At 70.3% G+C, this 18,262-nt stretch carries 14 protein-coding genes; 10 read left to right on the top strand and 4 right to left on the bottom strand.

Translation table 11 applies throughout. The features are described 5' to 3' along the window. Positions 1 to 70: 70 nt before the first annotated feature. Positions 71 to 649, bottom strand: coding sequence for a hypothetical protein (locus ACIBU0_RS33985; protein WP_398826345.1), 579 nt, complete (start codon positions 647 to 649; stop codon positions 71 to 73). A 65-nt stretch (positions 650 to 714) separates the two neighbouring features. On the opposite strand from ACIBU0_RS33985, the gene ACIBU0_RS33980 reads away from it, so the two are divergent. Next, a complete protein-coding gene (locus tag ACIBU0_RS33980) occupies positions 715 to 1,188 on the top strand; it encodes a hypothetical protein (RefSeq protein WP_398826343.1) in 474 nt (157 codons plus the stop codon). 202 nt (positions 1,189 to 1,390) lie between these two features. Here the strand turns inward: ACIBU0_RS33980 and ACIBU0_RS33975 are convergent, their stop codons facing one another. Together ACIBU0_RS33975 and ACIBU0_RS33970 are read right to left on the bottom strand one after the other, a co-directional pair. Continuing rightward, complete coding sequence (locus ACIBU0_RS33975) at positions 1,391 to 1,753, bottom strand: peptidoglycan-binding protein (RefSeq protein ID WP_398826341.1); 363 nt, start codon at positions 1,751 to 1,753, stop codon at positions 1,391 to 1,393. Between the two features lie 98 nt (positions 1,754 to 1,851). Further along, positions 1,852 to 2,196, bottom strand: a complete 345-nt coding sequence (locus tag ACIBU0_RS33970) for a hypothetical protein (protein WP_398826337.1) — start codon at positions 2,194 to 2,196, stop codon at positions 1,852 to 1,854. Between the two features lie 141 nt (positions 2,197 to 2,337). Here ACIBU0_RS33970 and ACIBU0_RS33965 point away from each other — a divergent pair, with 141 nt between their 5' ends. Further along, entirely contained in the window at positions 2,338 to 5,412 is a 3,075-nt protein-coding gene (locus ACIBU0_RS33965; RefSeq protein WP_398826335.1) for an AfsR/SARP family transcriptional regulator, read from the top strand. Between the two features lie 427 nt (positions 5,413 to 5,839). After that, positions 5,840 to 6,106 (top strand): hypothetical protein, encoded by a 267-nt coding sequence (locus tag ACIBU0_RS33960; RefSeq protein WP_398826332.1) that lies wholly within the window; start codon positions 5,840 to 5,842, stop codon positions 6,104 to 6,106. A gap of 241 nt (positions 6,107 to 6,347) precedes the next feature. Here the strand turns inward: ACIBU0_RS33960 and ACIBU0_RS33955 are convergent, their stop codons facing one another. Beyond that, positions 6,348 to 7,595 carry a DUF418 domain-containing protein gene (locus tag ACIBU0_RS33955; RefSeq protein WP_398826329.1) on the bottom strand — a complete coding sequence of 416 codons (1,248 nt, stop codon included), beginning with the start codon at positions 7,593 to 7,595 and terminating at the stop codon, positions 6,348 to 6,350. 543 nt (positions 7,596 to 8,138) lie between these two features. Here ACIBU0_RS33955 and ACIBU0_RS33950 point away from each other — a divergent pair. The 7 genes from ACIBU0_RS33950 to ACIBU0_RS33920 all read left to right on the top strand — a co-directional run bounded on the left by ACIBU0_RS33950 (position 8,139) and on the right by ACIBU0_RS33920 (position 18,243). Further along, positions 8,139 to 9,407: a DUF418 domain-containing protein gene (locus tag ACIBU0_RS33950; RefSeq protein ID WP_398826326.1), complete on the top strand. Its 1,269-nt coding sequence runs from the start codon at positions 8,139 to 8,141 to the stop codon at positions 9,405 to 9,407. A 42-nt stretch (positions 9,408 to 9,449) separates the two neighbouring features. Further along, a complete protein-coding gene (locus tag ACIBU0_RS33945) occupies positions 9,450 to 11,369 on the top strand; it encodes an ArnT family glycosyltransferase (protein ID WP_398826323.1) in 1,920 nt (639 codons plus the stop codon). 339 nt (positions 11,370 to 11,708) lie between these two features. Further along, the gene (locus ACIBU0_RS33940) at positions 11,709 to 13,955 is read left to right on the top strand and encodes a HAMP domain-containing protein (RefSeq protein WP_398826320.1); all 2,247 of its coding nucleotides are present in this window, start codon (positions 11,709 to 11,711) and stop codon (positions 13,953 to 13,955) included. Between the two features lie 6 nt (positions 13,956 to 13,961). After that, positions 13,962 to 15,188, top strand: a complete 1,227-nt coding sequence (gene pgsB, locus ACIBU0_RS33935) for a poly-gamma-glutamate synthase PgsB (RefSeq protein WP_398826317.1) — start codon at positions 13,962 to 13,964, stop codon at positions 15,186 to 15,188. Next, complete coding sequence (locus ACIBU0_RS33930; protein ID WP_398826315.1) at positions 15,185 to 15,667, top strand: poly-gamma-glutamate biosynthesis protein PgsC/CapC; 483 nt, start codon at positions 15,185 to 15,187, stop codon at positions 15,665 to 15,667. Before pgsB ends, ACIBU0_RS33930 begins: the two co-directional genes overlap by 4 nt. A gap of 58 nt (positions 15,668 to 15,725) precedes the next feature. Continuing rightward, the gene (locus ACIBU0_RS33925; RefSeq protein WP_398826312.1) at positions 15,726 to 16,820 is read left to right on the top strand and encodes an NlpC/P60 family protein; all 1,095 of its coding nucleotides are present in this window, start codon (positions 15,726 to 15,728) and stop codon (positions 16,818 to 16,820) included. A 127-nt stretch (positions 16,821 to 16,947) separates the two neighbouring features. Continuing rightward, positions 16,948 to 18,243 carry a cation:proton antiporter gene (locus ACIBU0_RS33920; protein ID WP_398826309.1) on the top strand — a complete coding sequence of 432 codons (1,296 nt, stop codon included), beginning with the start codon at positions 16,948 to 16,950 and terminating at the stop codon, positions 18,241 to 18,243. The last annotated feature ends 19 nt before the right edge of the window (positions 18,244 to 18,262 follow it).

The raw sequence follows: 18,262 nt of genomic DNA, 5'->3' as shown, positions 1-18,262 counted from the left end.
ACGTGATCTGACGGCCGAACTCACCTTGCCCCGAACTCGGGCACAGCCACGAGTCGCTTCACGGGACTCGTCAGGCACCCTCGGTCGGACACTGGGTTGTTCGCCAGCGCGGGGCTTGGTCGTCGGGGATGTCCGGGGAGGCGAAGTGGAACGGCACGCCCAGGTAGTCGGCCAAGGCCCGTCCTGCATCTGAGGCGGCGGTTCCCACCGGGGGGCCGCCAGGGCGGTGGTGGACAGTGGCCAGGGGGCCTTCCCCCGCTGGGTCGTCCAGGACGGCCACCAGGAGCACGAACCAGTCGTGCACGGTGTCGCCGTCCCAGAGAGCCTCGACCGCGGCCACCCGGCCCGGATGAGCGGCAGCCCGGGCTGCGAGGGAGGAGACGTCGAGCGGATCGGGGGCTGTGTGCTGCACTCGGTCGCCGAGGGTCTCGTAGCGCGCGTGGACGACCTGCTCCGCTTCGTGCAGGCCCAACCCCAGAGGGCGCAGCGCCTCCCATACGACCTTGACCGCCGTCAGCCGCCGGTCGCGCAGCACGTTCGCGTCGACTTCCCGGCGGGTGCGCGCCTCCAGGTGCGTCCACCAGCCGTTCACCGTGCCACCAAGGCGGACTGCGTGCAGTGCGTCATGGGCTGAACGTATCTCAGCCATGAACGGCCCAGTCGGCCAGGAGCTCCGGACCGGCCTGTCGGAAGCGGCCAGTAGCCTCGGGCACCATGGGCATTCAGATCGACGTGGTGGTGGGTTACCCGATCAGCGATGAGGTGGAGAGGGTGCTCGCGTTGGCCGAGACGGTCGGCGAGCCCGTCACTGTCACCTTCCTGTGGGAGGGGCGCGAAGAGGCGGAACGCGCGGTGCTGGTGCCTGCGGCCACGCTGGCGCTCTGGGAGCATTGGGCCCCCACCGCCTACCCGGCGGGTGGCGCTGAGGGCGAGACCCGGGCCGTGGCGGAGGAGCCGGAACTGGCTCACCCGGCGGAATTCGGTGCGTTCACACTCTTTCGTCGTCGCGCGGGAGGGCGTACGGCGATTGCTCGCCAAGGCGTCGTGGTCGCCGAGTTGCTGGACCCCGACGAGGCTCAATGGCTCCAGGAGAAGGCCCGCCACGCCCGCCACGGCTTCATGGATCCGAAACAGAAGGCGGCGTTCGAGGAGTTCCTTGGCCGGCAGGAATCCCTCGATGAGCAGTGACGCGATGATCCACGTCGGAGAAAGGCTTGTTCGTGCTGGACACCGGGGGATGGTGACGGCAGAGGCCGTGAACCGGCTCCGGCCGTCTCCTCCCCCGCGGAGACGGCCGGAGCGTCCTCATGTTCGGCGGAGACCTGCAATGTCGTACCGCCGCATGTCCCGCCGAATGAGGTCTTTCCCCGGCGGCAATCCCGAGCCGGGGTCAGGGGTTGGGGCTCACGTCCGGGTGCAGGCAGTTCCACGTCTTCGGGCCGACGATGCCGTCCTTGGTGATGCCGCATCGCCCCTGCGCCCACTTGACCGCGGATTTCGTCGAGGAGCCGAAGATGCCGTCCTCGGCGAGCCCTCGGCCGTAGATGTTGAGCAGGCACTGCGCGTGCGCGACGGCCTTGCCGGTGTCTCCCGGGTAGAGGGTCGGGTGCCCCAGGTCATAGGGGCAGGCGCTGTCCCCGGCCGCCGTCACCGGCGTGGCGGCCGGAGAGGCGATCGCCGGAGCGGCGGTGGTGGCCGCGGCGCCGAGTACGAGCGCCGAGAGAACGAGTCCGGCCCGCTTCGTGAGCATCATGGGCGTGAACCTTCCTTTCATTCGGAGTGGATTTCGGTCGCGTCGAAAATGACGCCTACTTCCTTTGCGCTGTGCGCTTTGCGCTGTGCGTGCGCGGCTCAGCAGCGTGGGATGCCGGGCCTGGGATCAGCGCCGGTGTTGATGTGCTGGCCCGGGGTGTATCCGTCGACCCAGACCTCGTACTGCCAGGTCGTCGTGTAGTACCAGATCTTGTTGCCCGAGACCGACTGCCCGACGTAGTAGCAGGAGATCGAGAGGGGCTGCCCCTTGAAAAGGTCCCTCTTCACCCGGCAGGTCGTCTTGGCGCAGGTGTACTGCTTCGTCGCCTGCGTGGTGTAGAAGACGTCGTCGCTCGCGGATGCCGCCGGCGCAGGCACGGCCAAGGCTCCGAATGTGAGCGCCGTACCGAGTGTTGCGGTCGCCGCGGCATGACGAATACGCATGAGCACTCCTCGGGTGAGTCGGATTCCGGTCTGGGCAACACCCTGCACGGCTGGGATTGGAGAAACCTTGGCCAGATCTTGAGTTGGCTGCTCCGAGCCGCTTTCGACATCGTGGGACGGCACCCAAGGGGGGACGGTGTGATGGCAGTGGAGTTCCGCATCCTCGGTGACATCGCGGTGCAGATCGACGGCAGACCAGCGGAGCTGGGGCCTCCCAAACAGCGCTCCGTCCTGGCGGCGTTGCTGGTTGATGCTCCTCGAACGGTCTCGACCGCCGGGCTCATCGACCGGGTGTGGGGAGAGACCACGCCGCAGCAGGTCAGAAACACGCTGTACGGGTACGTCTGTCATCTGCGGAAGGCCTTGGAACCCGCAGGCAAGGACGCCTTCATCAGCAGGAGCTCAGCGGGCTACGCGGTGGAGGCCGATCAACTCGCCGTGGACCTCCACCGGTTCCGCGCTCTGGTGCGGCAGGCCCGCGCGGCGGAGGACGCAGCGCAGGGCGCCGAACTGTTCGAGCGCGCACTGGAGTTGTGGCAGGGAGAGCCCTGTTCGGCCTGTGACACACCGTGGTTCGGCGCACTGCGCGAAGGCCTGCTCCGGGAACGGTTCGCCGCCACGCTGGACTTCAACGACGTCCAGCTGCGCCTCGGCCGCCACGGAATGCTGCTGCCGCAGCTCGCCTCCTTGGCCCAGGAGCACCCTTTCGACGAACGAGCGGCCGGACAGCTCATGCTGGCCCTGTACCGAAGTGGACGGGCCTCCGACGCCCTGCACCGCTACGAGCTCCTGCGCCGGCGTCTGGCCGAGGAGTTGGGCACCGATCCGGGACCGGAGCTGCGCCGACTGCACCAGCAGATCCTCACCGCTGCCCCCGCCCTCGCTCCCGCTCCCGCCCGCGCCCCAGGCGCTGTCTCTCCTTCCAAGCCTCCACGTATCCAGCAGGACGGCAGCGATGGCAGCGATGGCAGCGCTCCGGAAGAGCGGGGCGGCGGCGCGAGCGGCCAACAGCTCGTGCCCCGCCTCCTTCCGCCTGCCCCCGCGCTGTTCGTGGGCCGCGACGAGGAACTGGCCGCAGCCTGCCGGCTGCTCGGCCGGATGACGGCGGGTCCCGTGACCCTGCTGGTGACCGGGCCGGCCGGGGTGGGCAAAACGGCCTTCGCCGTATCGGCGGGGCATGCGCTGACTACCCGGTTCGCCGACGGCCAGCTCTATGTCGACCTGCGCGCCTTCGACGACGATCGGGCCGAGCCGTTCACGATCCTGGGGGCCTTTCTCCGGGCGCTCGGCGTACGCGGCGGTGCGGTGCCACCCGACCTCACCGGCCGAGTGCACCTCTACCGCACCCTGCTCGCCCAGCGCAGAACCCTCGTCGTGCTGGACAACGCAGCCGATGCGCAGCAGGTGAGCGACCTCATGCCCAGCGGGGCCCACTGCGCCGCCATCGTCACCAGCCGCACCACCCTGCCGGACCTGAGCGGCCACCGACTGCCCCTGGGAGTCCTGGACTCCGAGACGGGACTCGCCCTGCTGCGGGAGATGATCGGCATCGACCGAACCCGAGCCGAGTCAGACGCGGCCCGGGCCATCGTGTCGACCTGCCAGGGCCTTCCCCTGGCCGTGTGGGTCGCCGGTGCGCGGCTGGCCGCGCGACCGCACTGGCCGCTGGGCAAAGTCGCCCGCGCGCTCGCCGACGAACACCGCAAGCTGGACGAACTCGCCGTCGGCCACATAGCCGTCCGGGCCAGCCTGGAACTGACCTACCAGGGAATGCCCCCCACGAACCGGCACGCCCTGCGCATGCTCGCCCTGCTGCCCACACCGGACTTCGCCGCCTGGGCGCTGGCCGCCCTCCTGGACCTGGACCTGGACCGCGCGGAAGCCGTGCTCGACGACCTCGTGGAGGTGCATCTCGTGGAGGCCGGCCCGATGGGGCCGGCCGGCATGCGTTACCGGCTGCACGACCTGGTACGGCTGCTGGGCCGGGAGAGAGCGGAGCGGGAGGTGCCCCCGCAGGACCGTGCCGCCGCGCTGTCCCGGCTGCTGGGGGCGAGCCTCTATCTGGCGGACCTGGCCGCGGACAGCCTCAGTGTCGACTTCCAGGGCATCTCGCAGACCGGCTTGGCGTCCTGGCGGCCCTCTCCGGCAGACACCGCCCAACTCCTCACCGATCCGCAGGCCTGGTTCCACGCCGAGCGTCAGTCCCTCATCGCCGTGGCGGACCAGGCACTCGACAGCGAGGAGATCACGTCGGCGGCCGCACTCGCCACCGCACTGACCACCCTCTTCCAGATCGGAAGCCACTTCGACGACTGGGAACGGCTCCAGGGCCGGGCCCTCAAGGCCGCCCTGCGCGGCGGCCACCGGCGCAGCGCCACGCAACTGCACCGATGCCTGGGCGAACTCACCACCATTCTCGACCGGTATCCGGAGGCGCTGGACCACTTCCAGCAAGCGCTGAGGCTCGCCGATGGGGAGGACCCGTCGTATCTGGCCAGCGCCACGGCCGGATTGGCGTACGTGCACCGACTGCTCGGCCAGTACGCCTCCGCCACACGCCATTTCGAGCGGGCGGCGGAGCTGGCCCGCAGCGCGGGAAACGTCAACTGTCTTGTCTACGCCACCAACGGCATCGGCGTCATCGAGCTGGAGCAGGGGCGTGTCGAGTCCGCCATGGAGCGCTTCTCGCAGTGCCTGCGAGCGAGCCGGGACGCCGGCTACCGCCCCGGCGAGGCACAGGCCCTGCGCTGCCTTGGACAGAGCCACCGAGCCCACGGCGCCTACGCTGCCGCCTCGGACTGCTTCAGCCAGGCCGCCTCGATCAGCGAGAACCTCGGCGACCGGCTGACCGCCACCCACGCCCTGTGCTGGCTCGGCGACGTGCTCGTACGGCAGGGCGCGCAGCGACAGGGCCGCCGACTACTGGCCCGTGCCCTGTGGACCTACCGCGAGTTCGGCAACCTGTGGGGTGAGGCGGCGACGCTCTACGCGCTCGCTGAGGCACAGCTCGCCGTCGGCCGCGTGGCACAGGCCCGTCGACGCGCTGCCGCAGCCGTCGGCCTGTGGCGGAAGATCGGTTCCCGGACCTGGCTGGCCACCGGTCTGGACACCCTGGCCGAGGCCCACGCCTTGGCCGGCAATGCCACGGCCGCCGCCCGGGCCCGCGACGAGGCTGCGGAAATACGCGGGGAACTGGGAGTCACCTGGATGAGCTAGGGCCTGTTCGGAGTTGGGTGTGCGCAACTTCAGGGTCCACAGCTCCAAGGCGTCTTGGAGCGAGCACACCTCCCGGACATGCCGGCTCGTACTCGACGCCCGGGCCTCGCGTTCCAGGGACGCGCCTGCCCGTGGGCGCGGGGAGGGGTCCCGGTCGGGGCAGGGTTTCATGGCGGCCATGATGCGTAGAACGTCATCCACCGCTGCCGTCGCCCTCGTTGTTGCTGTCGTGTTCGCCGCTCTCACGTCGTGTTCCTCGGATGCGTCGGACGGATCCCCCGTCGAGGGTCAACCCACCGTGTACGACTCCGGGTCACCGGCCTCCGTTCCCACACCGACTGCCGCGCAGACGGCCACGCCGTCGCCCTCGCCGACCGGGCCGTGCGCTGACGGGACGTGCGAGATCGAGGTCGCCGTGGGGGACACCGTGGCAGTGCCGGAAAGGTACGGCCTCGGGCCGATCGAGGTGACGGCGATCACCGGCGGCGCGGTCGAGATGGTCGCACCGCTGACGGGTTCGGGCTACAGCGTCTCGGGCTGTTCCGGTGGCGGCGGAGTGTCCTCGGAGGGCCGAGGCGGCGTGCGGCTGAGCTGCGGCAAGGGACCCGCAGCGACGATCAACGACGCCATGAGCCTTGAGGTTGTCGAGATCCGCGGCACGGCCGCAGTCCTCCGCATCGAGCCCGCCGGGTGATGCCCAGCTCGGCGCGTGAGGCAGTCCGCCTCGCGGTTGGGGCGACGTTGCCGGGCAACGGATGAGCAGGACACCCAAGGGCTGTCGGTGACAAAGCTCGGTGACGACACGACTGAAAACGCACAGGGCAACAGGTGTGGTGTCATCGCTGGTTCGGGCGGTGGACGGAGCCGGCCTGCGCACGGACTGGCGGCCCCGGCCGGGGTGGGACGTGGAGGCGGCGTCCCACCCCGGCCGGGTGTCATCGGATGTACTTGGCGGGTTTGGTGGCGGTGTTGAGCAGGTGCTCCAGGGGGCCGCGGCGGAAGAAGCGGGACCAGATGGCGGCGAACACGATCGCGCCGAGGACGTACATGAGCAGGGGCGTCCAGGACTGCTGGGTGCCGGTCCCGGCGGGCGTGGACAGGAGGGACTGTGCGAGGAAGTGGCCGACGTAGGCGGTCAGGGACATGGTGCCCACGGCGATGACCGGTTTCGCCAGGCGGCGCAGTCGCGGCAGGCGGTCCATCGCCACCGTCGCGCCCACGATCACGAGGATCGCGACGCCCACGCTGCCGATGATGTCGAACGTGGTGCCGCTGTGCGGCCCGCCCGTCAAGAGCATCGACGCCGGCATATCGGGGAGCGACCCGCCGTCGACGGGCACCGACCCGGAGCCGCCGGACGACGGCCCGTCTTCCGCGAGGCTCCTCAACGCGCCCTTGCCTGCCAGCAGCAAGGACATGCCGTACGCGGCCGCCGTGAGGGCGGCCCCGAGCGCGGCCAGGCGCCTCAGGACACTGCCGGAGGACAGGTCGAGGCGGCCCAGCGCCATGCCCGCGATCACGAACGGCATCCACGTGAGCGCCGGGTAGAAGCCGGTGAGCAGCAGATCGAGCACTCCCACCTCGCTGAGGCGGTGGAGCGGGTCGTAGGCGTTGATGCTCTGCTGGACCGACGGAGTCAGCAGTGAGTTCAGGGCGAACGCCAGCTGCGGTGTGACCAGGGCGAGCGTGGCCGCGATGATCGCGAGTGTCTTGGCGCGCAACCGCACCAGGGGCAGGGCGAGCAGGAAGTAGACCCCGTAGAAGCCGAGGATGATCACGCCGCCGTACTCCATCGCCATCGCGGTGCCCAGCGCCAGCAGGACCACGGCGCGGATCGCGATGCGGGCCTTCGCCTGCCGTCCGGCCAGGCCGGTCTTCGGCTCGCGGCGGCCCGCGATCAGCATCAGCGAGAACCCGGCGAGGGTGGCGAACAGGACCGATGAGTGGCCGTCCGAGATGTACCGGACCCAGCTGGCGACGCCGTGCGTGGCGGACAGCGGGGGGCCGATGTGCACGACGTACATGCCGAACACCGCCAGCGCGCGGGCCAGATCCACCCCGACGAGGCGTCCCATCGAGGGACCGGGCGAGGCCGCCACGGCGGACTCGGGGGAGGTTCGGGGCGGCGGAGGCGAGTGCTCCCGCTCAGCTGATGTCTCCTGCGGCGGCTGTGTCTGTGTCATACCGAGAATCTCGTGCGGACGTCCGGGGGCGGACCATCCGGCAGTCTTCGGTAACGGCCCCGCCGATCGGCGGGTACCGCCCTGCCGACGGGCGGAGTCTCGTCCCCGGCCGGTCCGGTGCGACCGGACGGCTGTCTTCTTCGGCCACGAGAATCAGGGAACTTCGTGAACACCGGCCTGCTGTGCGCCCTGGCCGGGGCCGCCGGGGTGGGGGGTGCCGCAGCCGCTGGCCACCAACGCACTGCTGGAGGCGCACCCTGGGGCGGTTGCTGCGGCTGCGGCGCGCGGAGTGGGAGCGGATCCCGCCGGGTGATCCCCGTTGATGCAGCAGGAAGTCCCAGAAAGGTCCCAGGGAACTCCCAGTGCCCGCAGGCAGCCTGCTGGCCCCGCGGCATCCCGGCGACCAGGCCGGCGGCCACAGTCGTCCGTGTACGGCCGAGACCGGCCCCCGCCAACCGGAGGGGGCCGGTCGGCCGAACGGCGGGGCACCTCCCGAAGCCCGGCGGATGGTCGACCGCCGCCCGCCTCGGCAAGGTTGTCCCGGTGACCGAGATCGAAAGCGCCAAGAAGACGCCTCGCCGGCCCTTACCCGCACCCGGGTCCGCCCCGCCGACGGAACGCCCCGCGCCGATGGCGCGGTTGGTCGGAGTGGACCTCGCCCGTGCACTGGCCGTGTTCGGAATGTTCACCGTGCACGTCGGCCCCGCACCCACGCCGGGCGGTGGCGTCGGCGACTGGTTCCTGGAACTGGCGAGCGGGCGGGCGTCGGCGCTGTTCGCCACCCTCGCCGGGTTCTCGCTGATGCTGATCGCGGGCCGCCGCGAGCCGAAGACCGGCCTGGCCGGACGACAGGCGAAGGCCCGCATCGTGATCCGGGCCGTGGTCCTGCTGGTGCTGGGCAGCGCGTTGGCGATGACCAACTTCGGCGGCGCCGGGATCCTCAACTTCTACGCGGTGTACTTCCTGTTGGCCCTGCCCATGCTGCGGCTGCGGGCCAGGACGCTCGCGATCATCGCGGCCACGCTCGCCCTGGTCACGCCACAGGTGGCGTATGTGATCCGGGCGCTGCTCACCGAGTCGATCGTGAACACCATCGACTCGTACGACCCGATCGCGCGCGTCTGCGGCGTGGGCATGCTCGATCTCCTGCTCACCGGCCTCTACCCGGCGATCACCTGGATGACGTTCGTGGTCACCGGCATGGCGTTGGGTCGACTGGATCTGGGCTCCGGCGCGGTGCGGCGGCGGCTGGCCGTGGTGGGTCCCGCGCTGATCGCGTTCGGATACGGCGTCTCGTGGCTGGTGCTCCGGCTGACCGGCGGTGCTCAGAAGATCATGGCCGGGATGCCCGCCATGAAGGACCCAGGTGCCATGAAGGACCCCGGCATGGCATCGGGCTCCTTCGACGCGCCGGTCGGTGGTGGGCTGTGGGGCTCCGACGCATGGGGGCTGCTGGCAGCCGAGCCGCACACCGGTTCCACGTTCGACCTCATCGGCAGCCTGGGGATCGCGATCACCGTGCTCCTGTGCCTGACGGTGGCCCTGGACCGACTGCCGTGGCTGCACCGGGCGGCAAAGCCGGTCATCGCCGTCGGCACCATGTCCCTGACCCTCTACGTGGGTCACATCCTGGTGATCCTCGCCCTGCCCGGCGAAGCGGCCACCCCGCCGCAGTCCGCCTCCGCCGCGCTGCTGCTCTGCTTCGTCGTCGGGGCCACCCTGTTCGCGGCGGTCTGGTCCCGCTGCTTCCGCCGCGGACCGCTGGAGTACCTGCTCAACGGCGCCACCAAACTGGCGAATCGCGTCCGCTGAGCCTGCCGTTCCGCCTCAACCCCGACTCCAAGGACCTTCGCCATGGCTGCCGCCATCCCCACCGCCCGGAGCACCGGCTCCCCTGGCCTCCGCCGGGAACCGCACCGCCGCGCCGACCGGTCGCAGGCTCCGGCGCGCTGGGAACGCCCGGCGCTGGCCGCGGTGCTGGGCGTCGCCGCACTGCTGTACGCCTGGGGCATCGGGCACGCCGCGATCCACCCCTACTACAGCGCGGCGATACGGTCGATGGCCACCAGTTGGCGGGCCTTCTTCTTCGGCGGTCTCGACACCAGCGGTTCGATCACCCTGGACAAGGTGCCCGGCGCCTTCTGGCCCGACGCCGTCTCCGTATGGTTGTTCGGGCCGCACACGTGGGCGGCGGCGCTTCCTCATGTGATCGAGGGCGTGCTCACCGTATGGCTGCTGCACCGGATCGTACGGGCATGGGCCGGGCCGTTCGCCGCACTGATCGCCGCGCTGACGCTCACCTTCACTCCGGTCACCGTGGTGCTGAACAGGGCCACCATCCCGGACACCGCACTCACTCTGCTGCTGGTGGCAGCTGCCGGAGCCCTGCAGAAGGCGGCACGAACCGGGCGGTTGCTCCCGCTGATCACGTGTGGCGTCTGGGTCGGGCTCGCCTTCCAGACGAAGGTGCTGCAGGCCTGGCTCGTTCTGCCGGTCTTCGCCGTGGTCCATCAACTCACCGCGGGCAACCCGCCGTTGCGGCGGGCTCTGCGCCTGCTGCTGAGCGGTGCGGTCACGCTGGCCGTCTCCTGCTCGTGGGCGCTGATCACGTGGGTGACTCCCGCAGCCAACCGCCCGTATGTCGACGGTACGACGAACAACAACCCCCTCAGCATGGTCTTCGGCTACAACGGCATGAGCCGCTTCAGCGACGACGACACCGCGCTCGGCGCCGTCTCGGCCACCGCCGCCAGCCGTACCTCCGGAAACACCGGCTGGGGGATGCTCGTCAACGACACCGTCGGCCCGCAGATCGCCTGGTTCCTGCCGCTCGCCGTGCTCGCCGTCGTCACGGCCCTGGTCTGGCGCGCCCGTGAGCCGCGGACCGACCCGCTGCGCGCGGGTTTCCTCCTCTGGGGCGGTTGGCTCGCCATCCATGCCGTGGTGTTCAGCGTCTCCAACGGCAATCACGTCTACTACATGGCCGTGCTCGCACCGGCGATCGCCGCGCTGGCCGGAGGCGGGCTCGCGCTCTTCCGGTCCGCGTACGAGACGGGCGGCCGGCGACGGCTGTGGCTGCCGTCGGCGATCGTGCTCACGGTGGCCTGGGCGTTCGTACTCGACGGGCCGACCTGGTTCGCCTCCCGGCTGCTGGTGTTCGCCGTGATCTTCGCGGTGTGCGGGACGTTCGGCCTGTGGCCCAGCGGGTCACGGGCCTCCCGGCGGCTGGTACACGGCTCTCTGACCGCCGGGATCGCGGCCACTCTGCTCGTACCCGCCGCCTGGGCCGTCTCGTCCCTCGACCCGCGCTACGCGGGAGCCTCCACGTCCCCGACGGCCGGTCCGGTCGGCGAGTTCCACCGCAGGGCTCTCCATGACCCGTCCACTCTCCGCCGGGCCGAGCTCGACCGGCCCAGCGCCCGCGACACCGCCCTGCTGGACTACCTCATCGCGCACCGCAAGGGCGAGAAGTACCTGCTGGCGACCCAGGCCGCCTACCCCGCGGAACGTCTGCTGCGCGCTCAGGCCCAACCCGTGCTCGTCATGGGCGGATTCACCGGGAAGACCCCCTTTCCCAGCGCCCCGCAGCTCGGCAACCTGATCGCCACCCACCAACTCCGCTACGTGCTGCTCACCCACCTGCGACCCACCACCCCCGCCACGACGTGGGTGAAGTCCCACTGCAAACGCATCCGCTCCGGAGCCTACGGCTGGCGCACCAGGGGCAACTTCGGCCTCTACGACTGCCGCAACCCCGCCGATCGGCGGGGGTGAAACAGCCGACTGTGGGATGGGCAAGGCAGAAGAAATGCAAAATAATCCCTGCGGGTAATTCTTGTCTCGCCCTCAGGTTGGTTCATCGCAAGTGTAAGCATTTCGCGAAGTCTAAATTAACCATACTCGCATGTATCGCAAACTGGCAGGTCAGGCAACTTGTGTAATTTCTTTCAGTGAGTACCGTCACACGTCGCCGATAAACCGGCCAAGTATTCCCGTCGTCAGAGAGGTCGAGAACTTCTTCTCTGGAAAGGATTCTTCTTGACCACCACTCGACCCCGGATATCCACGCAGCGCCCGGCTCGGCTTCGGGCCGACATGGCGGTGTTAGGAGGTGTGCGGCCGCCACTGGCGGCCCTGCCGGTTCTGTTGGCGCTCGTCGCCGGCCTGACCGTGTTCGCCGTCGGGAGCGATGCCGAACGGGGCGTTCCCGAGGCCGTCCTCAGCTCCCAGCAGCACATCGCCGAGGACGGGGCGGTCGCGCTGCAGGGCGCCGTCGACCAGAGCGTCACCGATCTGCGGACAGCGGCCGCGGACTTCGCGGGCGCCAAGTCCGTACCGGCGGACGGAATGCTGACCCGCCTCAACCGGACCTACCCCAAGTGGCGCGGTACCGCCGTCGTCGACCAGTCCACCGGCCGGCTGCTCGCCGCGCAGGGCGAGGCCCTGCCGCTCGGAAAGGTGAACCTTCGGGGGCTGCCGGCGAACCCGCCACCGAGACTGGTGCGGGACGACTCGGGCGTCACCCGGCTGCTGGCCTTCGCGACGCTGTCGCAAGGCGGCAGGCAGGAGTTGCTCGTCGCCTCCCAGAGCGTGAAGCTGCCCGGCATCTCCGTCGGCAGGAAACACACGCTCAACGTCGTGGACCGGGACGGGGCCACTCTCACCTCGACCGGCCCGGGAGCCGGCACCGACCAGGCCAAGGCGCTGGCCGGCACCGCCGCCCGCGAGGCGCAGACCAAGGGACCGTCGGACACCGCCGACGCCGGCGGCTTCGACGGACCGAGCGGCAGCCTCGTGCCGGCGGCGGACGGCAACACCCGTACCGCCGTCGGGTACGCCGCAGTGGCCCGGGGGCTCGCCTCGAAGGAGAGTCCGAGCAGCGCACTCGGACTGACGGTCGTCACGACGGTGCCGACCGAGCGTCATGAGGCCGGGACCGGTGACCTTCGTCTCGCCCTCCTCGCCGCGGCCGTGCTCCTGGCCCTCGCCGCCGGGGTCACCGCCGCCCTCCACCTGCTGGTGCAGCGGCCCCTGTTGCGGTTGCGCCGCGAAGCGCAGCGGCTCGGCTCGGGTGACCTCACGGCTCCCGTCCACGTGTCCCGCTTCGGGGAACCCGCCCGGGTCGGCGCCGCGCTGGAGGCACTGCGCCGTCAACTCCGGGGCAGGGGCGGGGGCGAGCCGTCGCAGGAGACGGTCGCGCAGCCACCGGCCAAGGGGCGTGTTCCGCTCGGGACGGGCAAGAGCCGCCGTCGGCTCGGACTGCGCACCGTCCTTGCGGTGTGCGCGTTCGCCCTGCTGGCCTGGCCCGCGTCGATGCTGCTGACGCTCGGCAGCACCTGGCCGCGCGCAGCTGCGGTCGTACCGCGGCTGATCTCCGACGACCAGAGGCAACGCACCGAGACGACGGCGGATCGCGTGCGCAGGGGGATCAACGACGGATACGCGGACCTCACCCATCTCGCCACCGTGATCGACGCTTCCCGGTCGGAGGAGGCGCGCGAGGTCCTCGACAGATCCCTGGAGCAGCACGGCCGGTATCGGTCCCTGTACGTCGTCGACGGCACCGGCAAGATCCTCGCCCGCGCCGGCGATGAACCCCGTACCGCCACGAAGGCCCGCATCAGCCCCGGGGTCAGGCAGACGAACACCTCCGGCACGGAACCGGTGCTCGCCGCCGTGGCCGCTCAGCCGGTCAAGGGTGCGCCGGCGCGGTCCGGACGCCACTACGTCGTCGGCGAGTTCAAGGTCCAGTACCTGACCGGCATCCTCAACCGACCCGGTCTCGGCTCGGTGTGGCTGGTGGACTCCGCGCACCGGGTCATCGCGTCCAACAAGGGGTTCGTGGCCTTCGGGCAGGTCTCCGACAGCCGGCTGCGGGCCCGGATGAAGGCCGACCGCACGACCAAGGGCTCCGCCGAGCTGCTGCTCGGCCGGCGGGATCCGGCGGTCGCCGCCGTGGCGCCGTTCCAGAACAAGCTGGGCGTCGCGGGCGCACTCGGCTGGAAGGTCGCCTCGATCAGGCCGGTGTTCTGGATCGGCCTGCCCGAGTACGAGGCACAGCGGCGGATCATGCTCGTCGGTCTGCTGGGGGTGACCGCGGGCGCCCTCTGCATCAGCTGGCTGTACCTCGTCGTCGTACGTCCGTTGCGTGAAGTCGCCCGGGGCGCCGAGGCGTTGGCGGCCGGGGACCGCAGAACGGTGCTCTACCCGCGCTACCACGACGAGGTGGGATCCGTCGCCCGCAGCCTCGAACTGATCAGACAGCGACTTCCCCGCACCGACGCACCGCCCGCGCCCGGTTCCCCGGACGGGGCGCCCACTTCCTCCATTTCCCCGTCCGGCCCCGGTCCCAGGAGCTGACCCGCCGTGCTCTTCCTGTACTGCGTCCTCGCGACGTGCTGCGTCGGCCTGCTCGTCGCAGGCGTCGTCGAGCAGCGCCGCCATGACGCGAATCTCGCCGCCATACCCACCCGGGTGCTGGTCAACGGCATTCGCGGCAAGTCCTCCATCACCCGGCTGTGCGCGGGCGCGCTGCGCGGCAGCGGCCTGGTGACCGTCGCCAAGACCACGGGCACCGCGGCCCGGTTCATCCACCCCGATGCCACCGAGGAGCCGGTCTACCGCAAGTTCGGCATCGCCAACGTGGTGGAGCAGATCGGCATCGTCCGGCGGGCCGCCGGCTACCGGCCCGACGTCCTGGTCATGGAGTGCATGGCCGTCATGCCCGCACTCCAGGAGATCAACCAGTCCAAGCTGATCCGCTCCACCATCGGCGTGCTCTGCAACGTCCGCGAGGACCATCTCGCCGAGATGGGCCCGACGCTGGACGACGTGGCCCGCTCCCTGTGCCGCTCGATGCCGGAGGGCGGCGTCTGTGTCACAGCCGAGAAGGAGCGCTTCGACATCCTCCAGGAGGAGGCCGACGCCCGGAACTGCAAGCTGGTCTACGCCGACCCGGAAACCGTCACCGACGAGGAACTGCGCGGCTTCAGCTGGTTCACCTTCAAGGAGAACGTCGCCATCGCACTCGCGGTCGCCGAACTGCTCGGCGTCGACCGCACGACCGCGCTGAAGGGAATGTACGAGGCGCCACCGGACCCGGGTGTGCTGTCCGTCGAGCGGTACCGCACCCCTGACGGGAAGCGGCTGCGCTTCGCGAACGTCTTCGCCGCCAACGACCCCGAGTCGACGCTGATGAACATCAAGCAGCTGCTCGAACTGGGCGCGATCCACCGCCCGTTGCACGTCGTCATCAACTGCCGTCCCGACCGTGTGGAGCGCAACGGGCAGATGGGCGCGCTCATCCCCCAGCTCGACCCGGAGACGGTGTTCCTCATCGGCCACCCCACCAAGTCGGCCGCCGACGCCATACCCACCCACTGGACCGGGAACGTCGTCGATCTCGGCGGCGACCGCCGCGACCCCGACCGGCTCACCACGGACCTGCTAGCTCACCTGGGGCCGGACTCCTCGCTCGTCGCCATCGGCAACATCCACGGCCAGGGCGAACTCCTCCTGGAGCGGCTCACGGCTCTCGCGCCCGACCACCCCGACGCCGCCGACCACAATTCCCCCCACGGAGAATCCCGTTGATCCCCGCAGTAGTCACACCCCAGATCGCCGCCATCGGCATCGCACTCGGTCTGGTGTTCTCCCTCCTGTGCTACCTGACCACGAACCTCTCACCGGGCGGCATGATCACCCCCGGCTGGCTCGCCCTCACCCTCGTCGACGATTTGCGGCGCGCCGCCATGGTCGCGGGCGTCGCAGGCCTGACCTACCTGATGACCAAGTTGCTGCAGCGCTTCGTCATCCTCTACGGCAAGCGGCTGTTCGCCGCCGTCGTGCTCACCGGTGTCCTGCTCCAGGCCGGGCTCTCCCTGTTGCTCCAGCAGCAGTTCCCGCTGCTCTTCGCCCATCAGGCCCTCGGGTTCATCGTCCCCGGTCTCATCGCCTACCAGCTGGAGAGGCAGCCCAAGACGGCGACGGTCCTCTCCACCGGTGCGGTCACCTTCGCCACCTACGTGATCCTCGTGTCCGGGCTGCTGCTGGGCGCCCTGCCCACGACATGAGCCGCCCCGTCCCCGACCCGCGGCGCCATCTCCCCTTTCCGCCCATCGGAGTTGACCAGTGAAACGCCTCCTGCCCGAAATCCGTAGGTTCTCCCTGCCCAGGAACGCGGCCCTGTTCCTGGTGACAGCCGTCCTGCTCGCGGCGAGCTGCGTGCTGACCGCGCAGTTCAGGCAGCGCACCGGCCATCCTGAGGCAGCACCCCCGGCGGCACGGGCAGCACAGGCAGCACCGGGTGCCGGATTCGGGGCCGGCAGCGGCCAGCTGCACTTCGAGCGGATCGGCAACCCCGCCCGCACGGTCGCCCGCGACCGGCGCGGCACCGTCATCGCCACGTTCACCGACGGCGCCCGTACGGCCGTACTGACCGGGCGCAGCAGGACCTTCGCGGAGCCGCGTACGACGGATGCCAAGGTCGTCACCAGGAGCTGGGTGCGGCTGCTGCCCAAGGCCTGGACCCGTGGCGCGGAGCGGAGCGGCTGGTTCAGGACCTGGCTCAAGTCCAGGCTCGGCAGCCGCGACCCCGACATCCTCACCACGGCCTTCGACTACATCGCCGGTGCCCCGGCCCGGACGACGGCAGCGGGGGTCAGATACAGCGGTGCCGCCCGCTACACGCCCACGACCACCAAGGACTCCGGGCACGCCCCGCAAGGGACGCGGCGCACGGGTTCGGACTTCTACGACTACCTGGGCATCCCCTGGACCTTCCCCGACACGGTCACCCGCCGCCCCGAGAAGGACCGCGCACGCTCCGTCGACAGCTCCGGCTATGTCCGGCTGGTGTACGGATACCGCTCGAAGCTCCCCCTGAACAGCAGGGACAACGCGGCGGGCAGCGGGCTCCAGCGGACTCCCGACGCGATCGCCCACGGGCGGCTCGGCGTACCCGTGATCCCCCTCACCGACCGCCGCCCCGCCGTCATCCAGCAGCTCCAGCCCGGCGACCTGGTCTTCTTCAGAACACGGGAGCTGCCCGGCAAACGGATCGGCCACGTCGGCATCTACCTCGGCCTGGACACCGCCGACCGCCCGCGCTTCATCTCCAGCCGGAAGAACGCGGGCGGCCCCACCATGGGCGACAAGGGCGGCACCTCACGGCTCGACGGCGACGGCTACTACGCCCAGGGGCTGCGCGCGGCCCGCCGCCTGTGACCGCCCTCCCTCAGGACGGTGGGTTCCAGCCTGTCGGCGGGGTGGATCCCGCTGATCGGCGGAGTGACTTTCGGTGCACGGTGCGCTGGGATGAGCAGGGCATTTCCGAGTTCTGAAGCGGATACAAATGATCTCTGTCCTGATTGTGATCACCACGGTGGTGGCCGGGTGGTCGCTGGTCGCCGGCCGGCTGGAGCAGCGGCATGTGCGGGCTCCTCTGGTGCTGGTGCTCGCGGGCGTGGTCACGGGGGCGTTCACCCACAGCCATATCGCCGTCACCCTGAACTCCGAGGTCGCTCAGCATGTGGCCGAGGTCATCCTGGCCGTCCTGCTGTTCGTCGACGCCACCGAGCTGCCGGGCGGGCGACTGTTCGGCAACGACCCCGGCTCGGCCGCGCGGGCACTGCTGGTGGCCCTGCCGCTGAGCCTGATCACGATGGTGCTGCTGGGCACGCTGCTGCTGCCCGGACTGCCGGTCGCGCTGCTGCTGCTCATCGCGTGCATCGTCGTACCGACCGACTTCGCCCCCGCCGAGACACTGGTCCGCGACCGGCGTATCCCGGCGAGGGTGCGCAGCGTGCTCAACGTGGAGAGCGGCTACAACGACGGCATCGTCTCGCCTCTCTTCCTGTTCGCGTTGATTCTCGTCGGCACCGACTCCGTCACCCGCACGCCCATGCAGGCCCTCGGCACGGCCGTGCCGTTCGCGCTGAAGGCCCTCGTGGCCGGCTTCGTGGTGGGGGCGCTGGTGGCGTGGCTGATCAATCTGGCCGACCGCGCAGAGTGGATGACGGAGCAGTCGCGGCGGATCGTCGTGCTGGTCACACCGCTGCTCGCCTACACCGTGACCACGGCGATGGAGGGCAACGGCTTCGTGGCCTCGTTCGTGTGCGGGATCGCCTTCCGCTACATCAGGCAGGCACCGGTCCGCCGACGGGGCGCCTCGGCTCCCCATGCCTCGGACTTCCAGCTCATCGAGGACACCAACTCGATGACGACGATGTGCATGTGGTTCTTCTTCGGCAACGCCGTGGTGCTCGCACTGGGCGAGGGCGTCGACTGGCCCGCCATCGTGCTCTGCGTCGCCGCGCTCACCGTCGTGCGCATCCTTCCGATCATGCTCGCCTTCCTCGGCTCGACGTTCACCTGGCGAGAACGGCTCATGGTCGGCGCGCTCGGGCCACGCGGGACCACCTCCATCGTGTTCGGCCTGCTCGCGTTCAACGCCCTGCCGGACGGGCTGTACGCCGACACCGCCCTGTACGCCATGACCTTGACGGTGCTCGGCAGCGTTCTGCTCCACGGCGGCGGCTCGGTGGTCATCGCCCGCTCCCTGACCGGCCCGCCCCCGTCGGCTGCCGGCGGCCCTGGCTCCCCGGGGACCGACGAGCCGGAGTCACAGGTCGTCGCCAAGCGGAGTTGAGGTGGCCGGTCTTCTCCAG

The organism is Streptomyces sp. NPDC049627, from assembly GCF_044465645.1.
Taxonomy (GTDB): Bacteria; Actinomycetota; Actinomycetes; order Streptomycetales; family Streptomycetaceae; genus Streptomyces.
Note: the sequence above shows the minus strand (reverse complement) of the source record. Positions and strands in the feature narration are given on the sequence as shown.

Bases quoted from the DNA above. Each gene is read 5' to 3' on its own strand.
- ACIBU0_RS33985 (WP_398826345.1), bottom strand. From the start codon at position 649: ATGGCTGAGATACGTTCAGCCCATGACGCACTGCACGCAGTCCGCCTT.
- ACIBU0_RS33980 (WP_398826343.1), top strand. From the start codon at position 715: ATGGGCATTCAGATCGACGTGGTGGTGGGTTACCCGATCAGCGATGAG.
- ACIBU0_RS33975 (WP_398826341.1), bottom strand. From the start codon at position 1,753: ATGATGCTCACGAAGCGGGCCGGACTCGTTCTCTCGGCGCTCGTACTC.
- ACIBU0_RS33970 (WP_398826337.1), bottom strand. From the start codon at position 2,196: ATGCGTATTCGTCATGCCGCGGCGACCGCAACACTCGGTACGGCGCTC.
- ACIBU0_RS33965 (WP_398826335.1), top strand. From the start codon at position 2,338: ATGGCAGTGGAGTTCCGCATCCTCGGTGACATCGCGGTGCAGATCGAC.
- ACIBU0_RS33955 (WP_398826329.1), bottom strand. From the start codon at position 7,595: ATGACACAGACACAGCCGCCGCAGGAGACATCAGCTGAGCGGGAGCAC.
- ACIBU0_RS33945 (WP_398826323.1), top strand. From the start codon at position 9,450: ATGGCTGCCGCCATCCCCACCGCCCGGAGCACCGGCTCCCCTGGCCTC.
- ACIBU0_RS33920 (WP_398826309.1), top strand. From the start codon at position 16,948: ATGATCTCTGTCCTGATTGTGATCACCACGGTGGTGGCCGGGTGGTCG.